The 14,888-nt window shown below is 72.9% G+C and carries 10 protein-coding genes and 1 pseudogene; 3 read left to right on the forward strand and 8 right to left on the reverse strand.

The window, feature by feature from the left end:
* Nucleotides 1-242 precede the first annotated feature (242 nt).
* The 4 genes and pseudogenes from B7Z76_RS10975 to B7Z76_RS10990 form a co-directional block, all read right to left on the reverse strand.
* Nucleotides 243-3,344: pseudogene (locus B7Z76_RS10975) on the reverse strand (efflux RND transporter permease subunit).
* 10 nt (nt 3,345-3,354) lie between these two features.
* Nucleotides 3,355-4,335: a hypothetical protein gene (locus B7Z76_RS10980; protein ID WP_291343910.1), complete on the reverse strand. Its 981-nt coding sequence runs from the start codon at nt 4,333-4,335 to the stop codon at nt 3,355-3,357.
* The gene (locus tag B7Z76_RS10985) at nt 4,332-5,681 is read right to left on the reverse strand and encodes a TolC family protein (protein ID WP_291343911.1); all 1,350 of its coding nucleotides are present in this window, start codon (nt 5,679-5,681) and stop codon (nt 4,332-4,334) included. Before B7Z76_RS10985 ends, B7Z76_RS10980 begins: the two co-directional genes overlap by 4 nt.
* Before the next feature lie 68 nt (nt 5,682-5,749).
* Entirely contained in the window at nt 5,750-6,679 is a 930-nt protein-coding gene (locus B7Z76_RS10990; RefSeq protein ID WP_174503416.1) for a dihydrodipicolinate synthase family protein, read from the reverse strand.
* A 171-nt stretch (nt 6,680-6,850) separates the two neighbouring features.
* Here B7Z76_RS10990 and uppS point away from each other — a divergent pair, with 171 nt between their 5' ends.
* Nucleotides 6,851-7,702 (forward strand): polyprenyl diphosphate synthase, encoded by an 852-nt coding sequence (gene uppS / locus B7Z76_RS10995; protein WP_291343913.1) that lies wholly within the window; start codon nt 6,851-6,853, stop codon nt 7,700-7,702.
* Between the two features lie 56 nt (nt 7,703-7,758).
* Here the strand turns inward: uppS and B7Z76_RS11000 are convergent, their stop codons facing one another.
* Together B7Z76_RS11000 and B7Z76_RS11005 are read right to left on the reverse strand one after the other, a co-directional pair.
* Nucleotides 7,759-8,934, reverse strand: coding sequence for a fumarylacetoacetate hydrolase family protein (locus B7Z76_RS11000; protein ID WP_291343915.1), 1,176 nt, complete (start codon nt 8,932-8,934; stop codon nt 7,759-7,761).
* Nucleotides 8,935-8,972: 38 nt separating this feature from the next.
* Nucleotides 8,973-10,355, reverse strand: a complete 1,383-nt coding sequence (locus B7Z76_RS11005) for an amidase (protein ID WP_291343917.1) — start codon at nt 10,353-10,355, stop codon at nt 8,973-8,975.
* Nucleotides 10,356-10,625: 270 nt separating this feature from the next.
* Here B7Z76_RS11005 and B7Z76_RS11010 point away from each other — a divergent pair, with 270 nt between their 5' ends.
* Nucleotides 10,626-11,450, forward strand: a complete 825-nt coding sequence (locus B7Z76_RS11010; protein ID WP_291343919.1) for a tetratricopeptide repeat protein — start codon at nt 10,626-10,628, stop codon at nt 11,448-11,450.
* Nucleotides 11,451-11,600: 150 nt separating this feature from the next.
* On the opposite strand, the gene speB is transcribed toward B7Z76_RS11010, so the two are convergent.
* Nucleotides 11,601-12,515 (reverse strand): agmatinase, encoded by a 915-nt coding sequence (gene speB / locus B7Z76_RS11015; protein ID WP_174503421.1) that lies wholly within the window; start codon nt 12,513-12,515, stop codon nt 11,601-11,603.
* Nucleotides 12,516-12,591: 76 nt separating this feature from the next.
* Nucleotides 12,592-13,032 (reverse strand): hypothetical protein, encoded by a 441-nt coding sequence (locus B7Z76_RS11020; protein WP_291343921.1) that lies wholly within the window; start codon nt 13,030-13,032, stop codon nt 12,592-12,594.
* 117 nt (nt 13,033-13,149) lie between these two features.
* Between B7Z76_RS11020 and B7Z76_RS11025 the strand changes: the two genes are divergently transcribed.
* Nucleotides 13,150-14,823: a formate--tetrahydrofolate ligase gene (locus tag B7Z76_RS11025; protein WP_291343923.1), complete on the forward strand. Its 1,674-nt coding sequence runs from the start codon at nt 13,150-13,152 to the stop codon at nt 14,821-14,823.
* The last annotated feature ends 65 nt before the right edge of the window (nt 14,824-14,888 follow it).

A 14,888-nucleotide genomic window follows, 5' to 3' on the forward strand; every position in this document is an offset into this window, starting at 1 on the left:
CAGATAAAGATGCTCGGTTTACGAATATGTCAGAGCACGACATCCGATCCGAAAGGATCGGAACGTGCTCTGATCCTTTCGGCGATCACCCGTCCCGGCGCATGCGAATGCGCCGGGATTTTTCATGCCCCCGCGCCCACGCCTTTTGCCCCGACCAGATGATTCCATCTGATCGGATAAAGATGCTCTAATTATCAACAAGATAGAGCACGACATCCGATCCGGATGGATCGGAAAATGCTCTAATCCAGCCCGTCATCCCGGCGCGGGCGGAACCGCGCGAGGCGCGGCGCCAGCACCGGCAGCACGAACAGCGACAGCAGCGTCGCCGTCAGCAACCCGCCCAGGATCACGATCGCCATCGGCCCCTCGATCGCATCGCCCGGCGAGCCGGAGGCGATGGCCAGCGGCAGCAGCCCGAGCGCGGTGACGATGGCGGTGATCACGATCGCCGGCAGCCGGTCCGCCGCCGCCAGCCGCGCCGTCGCCGCCGACCACGGCAGCCCCTACTCGGTCGCCAGCCGGCGCATGTGGATCAGCAGCAGCAGCCCGTTGCGCAAGGTGAGGCCGAACAGCGTCGCCAGCCCGACCATCGCGCCGAGGCCGAGATGCCCGCGCAGGAAAATCCACACCGTCGCCACCCCGCCGGCAAACGCCACCGGCAGGATGCCCACCACCAGCGCCACCGCCCGCGCATCGCGCAGCGCCAGCGCGATCAGCGCGAGAATGACCGCGAGCGCGATCCCCGCATCAGCGACCAGCGCCCGCCGCGCCGCCCCCCCGGCCACCGCCGTCCCGCCATAGTCCACATAAACGCCGGCCCCGAGCTTCACCTGTGCGAGATCCCGGCGCAGCGCCGCGATCACCGCGGCGGCGCTGCCATGCCGCGTCTGCACCGCAACCACCTGCACCCGCCGCCCCTTCTGGTGCAGGATCTGCGCCGGCGAGCGCGTCTGGCGGATCGTCGCGATCAACCGCAACGGCACCAGCGTTCCGCCCGCCGCCGCCACCGGCAGGTTCCCCACCGAGGCCGGCAGCCGGCGCAGCGCGCGCGGCAGCGTCACCACCACCGGCTGGACCAGCGTGCCGCGATAGACATGGCCGACGATCTGCCCGGCATAAGCCAGCCGCAGCGCCTCCAGCGCCGCCCGCGCGCTGACGCCGAAGCGCAGCATCGCCGCGCGGTCGAGCGTGACGGCAAGGGTCGGCTCGGCCGCGCTCGCCGCCGGCGCCGCGGCGATGACGCCGGGCAGCTTCCGCGCCAGCGTGGCGATCCGCCGCGCCGCCGCGTCGATCCGGGCGAGATCAGGCCCGAACACCGCCACCGTCACCGGCGCGGTATCGCCGGACACGCTCTCCTCGATCCGCTCGGAAAGGAACGTCCGGCTCCACCACGACAGGCCGTCGATCCCGCGCACCGCATCGAGAATCCGCCCCGCCGAGCGCGCCGCGTGCCGATTGCCGCGCCGGCTCAGCGTGATGTCGATCTCGGCCTTGTTCACCCCGGCATGGCCGTTGCTCATCGAGGCGCGGCCGATATGCATCACCGCGTTGGCCACCTCGGGCAGGCGGTCGATCGTGCCGACCACCTGCCTGCCGATCGCCAGCATCGCATCGACCGACATGCCGGGGGCGGCGAGGTAATGCACGATCACGTCGTTCTCGCGAAACCGCGGCAGGAACCGCGCCTGGAGCAGCGGCACGCTCGCCGCCGCGGCGATCACCGCCGCCAGCGCCAGCGCCGCCGCCAGCCCGCCGGCACGCTCCAGCCTGGCCAGCGCCCGCTGGTAGGCGGGTTGCAGCAGCACGATCGGCGGGGTCCGCACCGCCCGGCCGTCACCGCCGCCAAGCAGCAGCGCCGCCAGCGCCGGTGTCACCACCAGCGCCACCGCGAGCGAGGCGGCGATCGCCGCGATATAGGCGATGCCGAGCGGCGCGAAGAGCCGGCCGGCGACGCCGCCGAGCATGATCACCGGGGTGAAGGCGGCGATCACCGCCGCACTGGCAAAGACGATCGCACTGCGCACCTCAAGCGAGGCGCGCAGGATCACCCGCAACCGTGGCTCCGGCGCCGTCCGCGCCCGGTTCTCCCGCAGCCGCCGGGTGATGTTCTCGACATCGACCACCGCATCGTCCACCAGCTCGCCGAGCGCGATCGCCAGCCCCGCCAGCGCCATGGTGTTGAGCGTGATGCCGAGCGCCGTGATCACCCCCACCGCCGCCAGCAGCGAGACCGGAATGGCGATGAACGAGATCAGCGCCGCCCGCCAGTCGCGCAGGGCGGCGAGCAGCACCAGCAGGATCAGCCCCGCGCCGATCAGCAGCACATGGCCGAGATCGAGCAGGGCAATGCGGATGAATGCCGCCGGGGTGAAGGCGCGCGGATCGACGCCGACCCCCTGCGCCACCAGCCCCGGCGTGAGCCGTGCCACCACCTGCCCCGCCTCGTTGGCGACCTTGAGCGTGTTGGCGCCATAGAGCGAGGAGACCAGCAGCAGCAGCCCCGGCCGGTCATGGATCAGCGCCGCCCCGAAGCGCGGCGGCGCGCCCACCCGCACCCGGGCGACATCGCCGATGCTCACCGGCAGGCCGCCCCGCGTCCCGAGCCAGCTCTGCGCCAGCGCCGCCGCGTCGCGCGCCTGCCCCTCCGGCGCCAGCACGAGGCGCTGCGCCCCGGTATCGATGAACCCGGCGCCGATCACCGCACTCGCCGCATGCGCCGCCCGCGCCACGTCGGCGGCGGTGAAGCCGGTCGCCAGCAGCCGCCCCGGCCGCAGTGCGATGTCGAATTGCGGCGGCCGGGCGCCAAAAATCACGATCGTCGCCACCCCCGGCACCGCCAGCAGCGCCGGGCGCAGCTCGGTCTCGGCGATCGCCGTCAGCCGTTCGAGCGACATGCCGGCCCGCGGATACAGCCCGATCTCCAGCGCCGTCCCGGTCGAGGACTGCATCGGCGCGAGCCGCGGCACGATCCCGGCCGGCAGGGTTCCGCCCAGCTCGGCGAGCCGCCCGGCAACGCGCTGGCGGTCGGCATAGGGATCGGTGCCGCCGTGAAACACCAGATGCACCACCGAGAGCCCGGCCTCCGAGGTCGAGCGCATCCGCGCCAGCCCCGGCAGGCCGGTCAGCCGCCGCTCCAGCCGGTCGGTCACCAGCTGCTCGGTCTGCAACGCGCTGAACCCCGGCGTCGCCGATTCGATCAGCACGGTCGGCGCGGTGAATTCGGGAAACACGTCATACCGCGCCCCCGGCAGCCGGGCGATCTGGATCGCGGCAAGCCCCGCGACGACAAGGACGACGACGAGGCGATAACGCAGCGCGATGCGGACAATGGCGGGAAGCATGGGCGCGGCCTCAGTCCCCGTCGCCGTCGCCGCCGCCGCCGGCCAGCATCGAATTCAGCAGCCCGGCGCCGCGAACGACGATCGCCGGCGCGCGCGGCAGCGCCGCCGCCGGCACGAATTGCGTTTGACCCGCGCCGGATGGCGCAGAGGAACCCGCGCCAACTGGCGCAGACGGATCAACGCCGGATGGCGCCAGCAGCCCTCCGCCGCCCAGCGCGACCGCGGCGAAGCGCCCCGGCGCCGTCCGCACGAACACGAAGGCCCGGCCCCGATGCCAGACCAGCGCGGCCACCGGCACGTCATATCCCGCGATCCGCCGCCCCGCCGGCAGCGACACATCGAGCGGCGCGCCCACCGGCAGCGGCGGGCCGGTGAACAGCAGCGCCTGGCCGAGCAGCCCCGGCGGCTGAACCCCGGCCGGGCCGATGTCCCGCAGCGCCGCCGCCGTCCCGTCGGGGAGCCGCGCCGTGGCCCGGGCAGGCGCCGGCTTCAGCGCGGCGCCCGCCTGCACCACCAGCACCAGCGCGCCGCCGCCGGCAAGGGCGCGGAACGCCGGCCCATCCTGCGCGATCGCCCGGCCGAGCGGCGCGCCGAACCGCGCGATCGCCTCCGCCCGCAAGGCGGCGAGCCTGGCGGCGCTGCTGGCCGCCGCCGCTTCGGCCTGTTCGAGACTGGCCTGCGACACATTGCCCGCCGCGCGATAGAGCTGGCGGGTCCGATCGAGGGTGGCGGCGTCCAGCTTCGCCGCCGCGGCGGCGGCCACGATCCGGCCGCGCAGCGCGAGCGCCGGGGCCGGGTCGAGCACCCGCCCCTCGGCGTGGCGCTGCGGCGCCTCGGTGCGCAGGGTCGGCGTCACCGTGGCGATCAGCCCGCTCGCCAGCGTCGCGTTGTCGAGCGTCAGATCCGCCGCCCGCGCGCGAACGCCTGCCAGCGGCAACAGCAGCAGCGCCGCCACTGCCGCCACCGCCGCGCGATATCGTCCCTGCCTCATGCGGGCGTCTCCCTGAAAACCGGTATCTCCAGCGCATCGGCGAGGCCCGAGAGCGCCCTCAGCATCTCGGCCTCGGCGGCAAGGCGCCGGCTGCGCGCGAGCAGCGCGCCGCGCCGCGCCTCCAGCAGCCGCAGCCGCCCGGTGGTGCCGAGCCGATAGGCAGCAGCCGCCTGCGCGTCCTGCCGCCCGGCCACCACCTCCAGCCGCCGCGCCGCGCGCAGCACCGCACGGCTGCCCCGCCACGCCGCGGCGGCGACATCGATCCGCGCCAGCGCCCGCGCCTGTACCCGCTCGAAGGCGGCGGCGGCCACGCGGCGCCGCGCCCGCGCCACCGCGATCTGCCCCTGGTGCTGGTTGAGCACCGGCAGCGGCAGCGACAGCGAGAGCACGAACTTGTTGTCCCCCTGGTCGTATTCATAGCCGGGCCCGATCCGCAACCCGGGGAACTGGCTGTCCACCGCCTGGCGCAGCGCCGCATCGGCGGCGCGATAGCGGGCGAGGGCGGCCTCGATATCGGGCCGTGCGACCAGCGCGCGACGCACCAGCGCCGGCAGGTCGCGCGGGGGTATCGGATGGGCGAAGGCGGCGAACGACAGAGGCGCATGGCGCAGCGCCGCCACCGGCATGCCGATCGCCGCGGCAAGGCGGGCGCGGTCGTCATCGCGCCGCCGCCGGGCCTCGGCCACGGCCAGCCGCGCCCGGTCCGCCGCCTGCGTGGCGCCGGCCAGCACGCTCGCCGCCAGCATCCCCGACGCCGCCCGCCCGGCGATCGTCGTCTCGATTTCCGCAGCCGTACCCGCCAGACGCCGGCTGAGCCGCAGGGCGCGGCGGTCGATGAACAGGGCGAGCAGTGCCGCGCGCACCGCGCCGCGCTCCTGCCAGGCGGCTTGGGCGACCATGTCCCGCGCGGCGGCGACGCGCGCATCGGCGGCGGCGATCCCGGCCTGCCGGGCGCCGAAATTCGCCAGCAGGAAGCTGATCTCCGGCCCGATCCGGATCGGCGAGGGATTGGCCTGCGTCGCGTTGAAGGTCGGCGACAGCGACAGGGTGGGGTTCGGCACCTGCCGCGCCAGCACCGCACCCGCCGCGGCCGCGCCGGCCTCGGCGGTGGCGAGCTTCAGCCCCGGCCGCTCATAGACCGCGACCAGCGTCAGCGCCCGCAGCCCGAACCCGCGATCCGGCGCCACGCTCATGGCGCGGAGAAAGCGCACCAGCCCCGGCTGATCCAGCCGCCGCGCGGTCAGCGCCGCCGCCGTCGCCGCCGGGTCGATCGGCGCCGGGCGATACCGCGCGCAACCGGCCAGCGCGAGCAGCAGCGCCGCACCGGCAAGCCCGCGCCACCACACGCCGCCCGCGCGCCGCGCGTCGGCCCCACCCGCACAACCGCCAGCCGGGCGCGAAACCGCCCCGGCCCTCACCCCCAACGCAACACCAGCGGATCGAGCCGGCGGGCGATCTCCAGCAGCCCCGCATGCGTCGCCGGGTGCAGCGGTGCGAGCGGATGGCGCACCGCCTCGCTGCGGATCACCCCGCCCTCGCGCATCAGCGCCTTCGCGGCGATCAGCCCGCACTGGCGGTTTTCATAGTTGATCAGCGGCAGGATGCGCTCGTAGCCGGCCACCGCCTCGTCGCGCCGTCCGGCGAGATGGGCGTGGACGATCGGGCCGATCAGGTCGGGATAGCCGCCGCCGGTCATCGCCCCGGTGGCCCCCGCGTCGAGATCGGCGAGCAGGGTGATCGCCTCCTCGCCATCCCACGGCCCCTCGATCGCGCCACCGCCCAGCTCGATCAGCCGGCGCAGCTTCGCCGCCGCCTGCGGCGTCTCGATCTTGAAATAGGCGACCTGCGCGATCTCGCGCGCCATCTCGGCGAGCAGTTCGGCCGGCAGTGGCGTGCCCGCCACCGGCGCGTCCTGGATCATCACCGGAATCCGGATCGCATCCGACAGGCGCTGGAAGAAATCCCACAGCCCGGCGGCGCCGACGCGGATCGTCGCGCCGTGATAGGGCGGCATCACCATCACCATCGCCGCCCCCATCGCCTCGGCGCGGCGGCTGCGCTCGATGCAGAGATCGGTGCTGAAATGGCTCGTCGTCACGATCACCGGCACCCGCCCGGCGACATGTTCGAGCATCCGCCGCATCAGGATCTCGCGCTCCTCGTCGGCCAGCACGAACTGCTCGGAGAAATTGGCGAGCAGGCACAACCCGTCCGACCCGGCATCGATCATGAAATCGACCGCGCGGCACTGGCCCTCGAGGTCGAGCCGGCCGGCGGCGTCGAAAATCGTCGGCACCACGGGAAAGACGCCCCGGTGGCGCGTCCTGGTCTGCAACTCGGTCATGGTCATTCCTGCGGCAGTCGTGCGGGTGAAGATTTGGCGCGTGAAGGTTGGGGCGAAAAGATTGCCGCAGCTTCCCCCTGCGTGCGGAAATGTCAATCGGCGGCGGCCTTTCCCGTTGCGATACCGTGCCGAACGCTTGCATTCCGCCCCCGCCCGGCCCACAACCCCGGCATGTCACACGATCGGGCCGGAGCGCCGGGGCCGTCCGCCTCCCGCCGCGCCAGGCTGGCCGGAGCGATGCGGCGGCTCGCCTGGGGCCTTGTCTACCGGCTTTACGAGGCGCGCCTGTCCCGCGATGTCGCCGCCGACGCGCTGCCGCACCATGTCGGCATCATCCTCGACGGCAACCGCCGCCACGCCCGCCTGGCCGGGCTCAGCGATCCGGGCGAGATCTATCGCCGCGGCGCCGCCAAGCTCGACGAGATCCTGGCCTGGAGTGCGGAGCTCGGCATCCCGATGATCACGCTCTGGGTGTTCTCCCCGGCCAATCTCGGCCGGCCGGAGGCGGAGGTGGGCGGCATTCTCGGCGCCGTCGAGGCGAAGATGCGCGCCCTCGTCGCCGATCCGCACATCAGCCGCCGCGGCGTCCGCCTCGCCGCGATCGGCCGGCGCGACATCCTGCCGCCCGCCCTGCTCGACGCGATCGACGCCGCCGAGGACGCGACCAGCGGCAACGAGGGCATGACGGTGACGCTCGCCATCGGCTATGGCGGGCGCGAGGAGATCGCCGATGCCGTCCGCGCCCTGCTGCGCGACTGCGCCGCCGCCGGGATGGACTGCGCTTCCGCCGCCGAAGCCGTAACCCCCGAGGCGATCCGCCGGCATCTCTACCTTGGCGACATGCCCGACCCCGACCTGATCATCCGCACCAGCGGCGAGATCCGGCTCTCCGGCTTCATGCTCTGGCAGAGCGTGCACAGCGAGCTGCATTTCTGCGACGCCACCTGGCCCGCCTTCCGCCGGATCGACTATCTGCGGGCGATCCGCGCCTTCCAGCGCCGCGACCGCCGCTTCGGCCGCTGACCCGGCCGCCCCGTGCCGGCCACAGGATCATCCGATCCATCCGATCGGATGATGCTCTAGATCAGCCCACGGGCGGCGAGGCTGCGCATCAGCTCCAGCGTGCCGAAGCGCCAGGGCGCGCACTCCGGGCAGGGCCGCACCCGGTTGCGCAGCCGCCCGAGCCGGGCGGAGGCGATGGTGACGAGATCGCCATCCTTGTGGGTGAAGCCCTCGCCCGGCCGGTCGCGGTCCTGGATCGGCGCGAACATCGTCCCCAGCATCAGCACGAACCCGTCCGGATACTGATGATGCGCCCCGGCGGCGGCCTCGACCAGCTCGACCGGGTCGCGGCTGATCTCGGTCATCGAGCTCATCCCTTCGAGCCGGAACCCGTCCGCCCCCTCCACCGTCAGGTCGAGCCGGGCGCGGCGCACATCGTCGAGCGTGAACCCCTCGTCGAACAGCCGCACGAACGGGCCGAGGCCGCAGCTCGCATTATTGTCCTTCGCCTTGCCGAGCAGCAGCGCCGAACGGCCCTCGAAATCGCGCAGATTGACGTCGTTGCCGAGCGTCGCCCCCACGATCCGCCCCGCCGGCGACACCGCGACGACGACCTCCGGCTCCGGATTGTTCCACGTGGAACACGGATGGATGCCGACATGGGCGCCGAACCCCACCGCGCTCATCGGCTGGCCCTTGGTAAAGATCTCGGCATCCGCGCCGATCCCCACTTCAAGATATTGCGACCACAGGCCCCGCCCGATCAGCGCCGCCTTCACCGCCATCGCCTGCTCCGAGCCCGGGCGCAGCGCGCGCAGATCGGCGCCGATCAGCCGGTCGAGATCGGCGCGGATCTGCGTCGCCTTCTCCGGCGCGCCGCGCGCCTGCTCCTCGATCACCCGCTCCAGCAGGCTGACCACGAACGTCACCCCCGCGGCCTTGACCGCCTGCAGATCGACCGGCGCGAGCAGCCACGGGCGTGCGGGATCGCGCGTCGCCTCGTCACTGTTGGCGAGGATCTCGTCCAGCCGCCCGATCGTCCGCCCCGCCGCCGCGCGTGCATGGCCGGCCGGATCGTCGAGCGCGAACAGCGCCGAGGCGGTCGGCACCGCGCGGCTGGTGATGTCGACCAGCTCGGCGCCGCGCACCGCCACCACCACCGGCCCCGCGCCGGGCAGGAAGGCGCGGCCGGCCAGGGTCGCGCCCCCGGCATCCTCGGGCAGTGCGTCATCCACACGGATCGCATCGGTCATCTTCGTCGTCTCCCCCCCTCTGGTCCCGTCTTCCGGTCTTATCGATTGTTCAGCCCGAGCGCCTCGATCGCGGCGGCGATGGCGAAAATCCGCCGGTCGGTCTCCGCCGCGCCGCAGACCATCAGCCCCACCGGGGCCGCGCCGGGCGCATTCAGCGGCAGCGAGATCGCGCAGCCATCGATCATGTTGATCAGCGTCGGGTTGCGCAGCACGCGCAGATTGGCGGCGGTGAAGGCCGCGTCGTCGTCCATCTCCGCGATCGTCGGCGGCAGGATGGCGACGGTCGGCATCAGCAGCGCGTCATGCGGGGCGAGCCGCGCCCGCGCCCGCGCCACCAGCTCGGCGCGCCCGGCCAGCAGGTCGATGTAATCCGCCGCCGACAGCTCCGCCCCCCGCCGCAGCCGCACCAGCACGCGCGGATCATAGGCCGCAGCGCCGCGCTCCAGCAGCGCGCGGTGCCAGGCATGGCTCTCCGCCGCGGTCAGCCCGCCGCGCGCGTTCAGCGTCGCGACCTCGGCGAATTCCGGCATGGCGATGGTCTCGATCCGCGCCCCCGCAGCGGCCAGGCGGCGCAGCGCCGCGTCGAACCCGGCGGCGACCGAATCGTCCAGCGCATCGAGTGCGACATCGCGCGGCACGGCGAGCCGCAGCCCGGCCAGTTCCGCCGGCGCCGGCGGGGCTTCCGGCGCGCCGGCCATGATCGAATCGAGCAGCGCGCAGCACCCCACCGAGCGCGCCAGCGGCCCGACCGAGTCGAGCGAGGATGACAGCGGCACCACCCCCGCGCGCGGAATCCGCCGCGCCGTCGGCTTGAACCCGACGAGATCGTTGAACACCGCCGGAATCCGGCACGAGCCGCCGGTGTCGGTGCCGATGCCGGCATGCGCCATCCCCGCCGCCACCGCGGCCGCCGAACCCGAGGACGAGCCGCCCGGAATCCGCAGCCCCGCCTGCCGCCAGCGCGCCGGCGGCGTGCCGTAATGCGGGTTGGTGCCGATGCCGGAATAGGCGAACTCGGTCATGTTGGTGCGGCCGATCGGCACGAAGCCCATCCGCCGCAGCCGGGCGATGGCCGGCGCGTCCTGCGCCGCCGGCCCGGATCCGGCCAGCACCCTGGAGCCGGCGTGGGTCTCCTGCCCCGCCATGTCGAACAGGTCCTTCACCGCGATCGGGATGCCGGCGAAGGGCGAGGGCGCCATGCCGGCGCGGCGCATCGCGTCGAACCCCGCGGCCGCCGCCCGCGCCCCGGCCGCATCGACCGAAATGAACGTCACCGCCCCGTCCCCATCCGGGTCGGCGATCGTGGCGAGGCAGTCCTCCACCAGCGCAGCGGCGGTGGTGCGCCCGGCCGCGAGGTCGCGGGCAAGGGCGTCGAGCGTGGGCAGGGCTGGCGTGGGCAGGGCTGGCACGGGGTCGGTCATCGGGGTCGGCTCTCCTCTGCGGGTCGGAGCCAGTCTCGCCGGGCGGCGCAATGCTGTCGAGAGCCCGCTTCGCGGGACACTGTCGAGAGCCGGCTACGCGGGACATTGTCGAGAGCAAGCCGCCGTCTCGGCCGCATCCCGCGCGGCTTGCTCTCGCCAGCACCGCGCCGCGCGCGGGCACACGGATCTGTGATTCGCCACCTGCCTCGCCTATATCGGCGCTACGGGCTGGCGCCTTTTCCCCATCACCACCGGCCCGCGGAGGTCCCTATGACGGGGTTGAAGTTCGTTCGCACCATCCTGCTCGCCGCGCTCCTGTTCACCGGCGCCGGCCTGTCCCTCGCCCCGGCGCACGCGGCATCGCCGACGCCGCAGCAAATCCAGGCGCTGATCGCCAGCGGCCATCCCGGTGCTGCGCTGTCCGACCTGCGCGATGCGCTGCGCGCCCATCCGCAGAGCGGCGTCGCCTGGTATCTGAAGGCCGAGGCGGAGGACGCCACCGGCCACGTCGCCGCCGCGCGCAGCTCGCTCGCCCGCGCCGAGGCCTATGCGCCCGGCCTGCCCTTCGCCGATCCCGGCCGCGTCGCCGCCCTCAAGGCGCATCTGGCCGCCGGCCCCGCCGCCGCGCGCGGCGGTGCCCACATCCATCCGGCAGTGCTGATCATCGGCGGGCTCGTGGTGCTGTTCCTGCTGGTCCGCTGGCTCGGCAACAACCGCCGCCGCGCGATGCAGGCGCCCTGGCCCGGCACGCAAGGCTACGGCCCCGGCTACGGCCCTGGCGGCGTGCCGCCCAACGGCGCCCCGCCCTATGGCGCCCCCGGTGGCGGCATGGGTGGCGGCTTCGGCGGCGGGCTCGGCAGTTCGCTGATGACCGGCCTTGCCGCCGGCGCCGGCTTCGCCGCCGGCGAACGCATCATCGACGGTCTGACCGGCGGCCATGGCGGCGCGCCGATGGTCGATCCCAATGGCGGCAACATGGGCGGCGATACGGGCGGCACGCCGCCCGACCGTGACGACGGCCTGCTCGGCAATCCCGGCTGGGACAATGGCGATGCCGGCGGCGGCAACGATTTCGACCCCGACAACAACTGGTAACCCCGCGCGCCCGATCGCGCGACGCCAAGCGCCCGGCATCCCCCCGATGCCGGGCGTTTCGTTTCTGAACAATTTCCGATCCTGTTTCGGAACAATTTCCGATCCTGACGGATCAGGACAGTTTCCGGTCCTGCTGGACCGGATGACGCTCTACCGCCCCTGCGCGGCGAGCAGGGCGAGATATTCCCACACCATCGTCGCCCCGGCGAGCGCGGTGATCTCGCTGACATCATAGGCCGGCGCGACCTCGACGAGATCCATCCCCACGAAATCGATCCCGCCGAGCCGGCGCAGCAGCGCCTGCGCCTGCCACGAGGCCAGCCCGCCGATCTCCGGCGTGCCGGTGCCCGGCGCGAAGGCGGGATCGAGACAGTCGATATCGAAGCTGAGATAGGTCGCCCCCGTCCCCGCCACCGCGCGGATCCGCGCGGCGACGCGCTCCACCCCCTGCTCGTGGACGTCCTGCGCCGAGAGGATCGTCACCCCCTGCGCCAGCGTCCAGTCATGCGCCTCGTTGAGCAGCGGCGAACGGATGCCGATCTGGATCATCCGGCGCGGATCGACCAGCCCCTCCCTCAGCGCGTGGTAGAACACCGAGCCGTGGCTGTAGGCCTGGCCGAAATTCTCCGCCCAGGTATCGGCATGGGCGTCGAAATGCACGAGGCCGACCGGCCCGCCCCGCGCCTTCGCCAGCGCGCGCAGCAGCGGCAGGGTGATGCCGTGCTCGCCGCCAAGCGCGACCAGATGCCCGATTGAGCCCGCCTGCGCCTCGATCAGCGCGAGACTGCCCGGCAGATCGCCGAGGGCGATGGCGAAATCCCCGGCATCGGCGAGGTCCATGTCATCGACCATGACGCGGAAATGCGGATGATGATTCCCCGCCAGCATCCGCGAGGCGACGCGGATCGCCGCCGGGCCGGACCGCGTGCCCGCCCGGTTGGTCACGCCGAGATCGAGCGGAATGCCCGCCACCACAAGGGCCGCATCGCGCCCCCGGCGATCGAGCCCGAGAAAGGTCGGAAATGTCGCGAAGGTCGGCGCGTCGCTGCCCTGAACCTGTGTCATGGGCAGAGGCTAACAGCTGGCCTTCCGGTCCGCTACCTGGAGCCCATTCCGATCCATCAGGATCGGATGTCGTGCTCTAGTCGAGCCGCGGCTCGATCCGCCGGGGCGACACGCCGCGCGGCGCGGCCGGGCGGGGCTGCGGCATCTCGCGGCCGATCGGCGCGCGCGGCGCCGGCCGCATGGTCTCGGCCGGAAGCGGCGGCGGCGGTGGCGGCGGTGCGGCGGCGGCCGGGCGGCGAACCGTGCGCTCATAGCCCCCCGCCGCGCGCGGCAGCGGATCGTAGACCCCCTCATCCACCGTGACGCCGCGCAGCGGCTCGGGCAGGCGCATGGTCAGGATGCGCAGCTCCTCCTGCACCTGTTCGAGCTGCTCCTCGATCGCCTCCAGCCGGGATTTCACGCCGAACACCGAGAACGGCATCGCCAGCATCGCCAGCGCGTAAAGCAGGCCGACCAGCAGCAGCACGAGCCCGAGCCAGGACGGCATCCAGGCCGGCAGGGAGAACGGCAATGTCATGGACGCTATTTACCGGCGCTTCCCCCCGCCTCGCAAGCCTTGCCGCGCGGCGCGGTGGGAGCCTTGCCTGCCACCCGCCGCGCGGACATAACAGGCATCGAGAAAACGGGAGGGCTCATGGCTTCGGATCTGGACATCGCGCGCGCGTCACGCCTGCGCCCGATCGGCGACATCGCGGCCACCGCCGGCATACCGGCGGAGGCGCTCATCCCTTACGGCCACCACAAGGGCAAGGTGGATGGCGGCTTCATCCGCTCCCTCGAAGACCGGCCTGACGGCGCGCTGGTCCTCGTCGCCGGCATCAGCCCGACACCGGCGGGCGAGGGCAAGACGACGACCTCGATCGGCCTCGGCGATGCGCTGCGCGCCGCCGGCGCCAAAACGATGATCGCCCTGCGCGAGCCCTCGCTCGGCCCCTGCTTCGGCCAGAAGGGCGGGGCCACCGGCGGCGGCCGTGCCCAGATCGCGCCGATGGAGGAGATCAACCTTCATTTCACCGGCGATTTCCACGCCATCACCAGCGCCAACAACCTGCTCGCCGCCCTGCTCGACAACCACGTCTACTGGGGCAACGAGCTTGGCATCGATCCCCGCCGGATCGCCTTCCGCCGCGCCATCGACATGAACGACCGCGCCCTCCGCCAGACGGTTCTCGGCCTGGGCGACGGCGCGAACGGCGCTGCCCGCGAGCAGAAATTCGACATCACCGTCGCCTCCGAGGTGATGGCGATCTTCTGCCTCGCCCGCGATCTCGACGACCTGCAACGCCGCCTCGCCCGCATCGTCGTCGCCGAGCGGCGGGACGGCTCGCCCGTCACCCCGGCCGATCTCAAGGCGGTCGGCGCCATGGCCGCCCTGCTGCGCGACGCGCTGCAACCCAACCTGGTCCAAACGCTGGAAGGCACGCCGGCGCTGGTCCATGGCGGGCCCTTCGCCAACATCGCCCATGGCTGCAACTCGGTCATCGCCACCCGCACCGCGCTCAAGCTGGCGGACATCGTGGTGACCGAGGCCGGGTTCGGCGCCGATCTCGGCGGCGAGAAATTCCTCGACATCAAGTGCCGGCAGGCCGGGCTCGCCCCCTCCTGCGCCGTCGTCGTCGCGACGATCCGGGCGCTGAAAATGCACGCCGGCGTGGCCAAGGCCGATCTCGGCGCCGAGAATCCCGGCGCGGTCGCGCGCGGTGCCGCCAATCTGCGCCGCCACGTCGCCGCCATGCGCGCCTTCGGCCTGCCGGTGATCGTCGCGATCAACGGCTTCGTCACCGATACCGAGGCCGAGCGCGACGCCCTGCGCGCCGCCCTCGACGAGGATGGCGGCGCGCGGGTCTGCTTCTGCACCCATTGGGCCGATGGCAGCGCCGGCGCGGCCGATCTCGCCCAGGCGGTGATGGAGGCGATCGCGGCGAAATCCGCCCGGTTCGCCCCGCTCTACCCGGACGACATGAAACTGCCGCACAAGCTGCGCACCATCGCCCAGCGCATCTACGGCGCCGACGACATCGAACTGTCGCCGCTGGCGGCCAAGCGCCTCGCCCGGTTCGAGGCGCAGGGTCATGGCCACCTGCCGGTCTGCATCGCCAAGACGCAATACAGCTTCACCGCCGACCCCGACCGTCGCGGCGCGCCCACCGGCTTCACCGTGCCGATCCGCGATGCCCGCCTCTCCGCCGGCGCCGGCTTCGTGGTCGCCCTGGCCGGCGATGTCATGACCATGCCCGGCCTGCCGCGCATCCCCGCCGCCGAGGCGATCGGGCTCGACCCCGATGGCGCGATCCATGGGCTTTTCTAGAGCACGTTCCGATCCATCAGGATCGGATGTCGTGCCCTATCTTGTTGATAACCAGAGCATACAGC

Origin of the sequence: Acidiphilium sp. 20-67-58 (assembly GCF_002255515.1) — a bacterium.
GTDB lineage: Bacteria > Pseudomonadota > Alphaproteobacteria > Acetobacterales > Acetobacteraceae > Acidiphilium.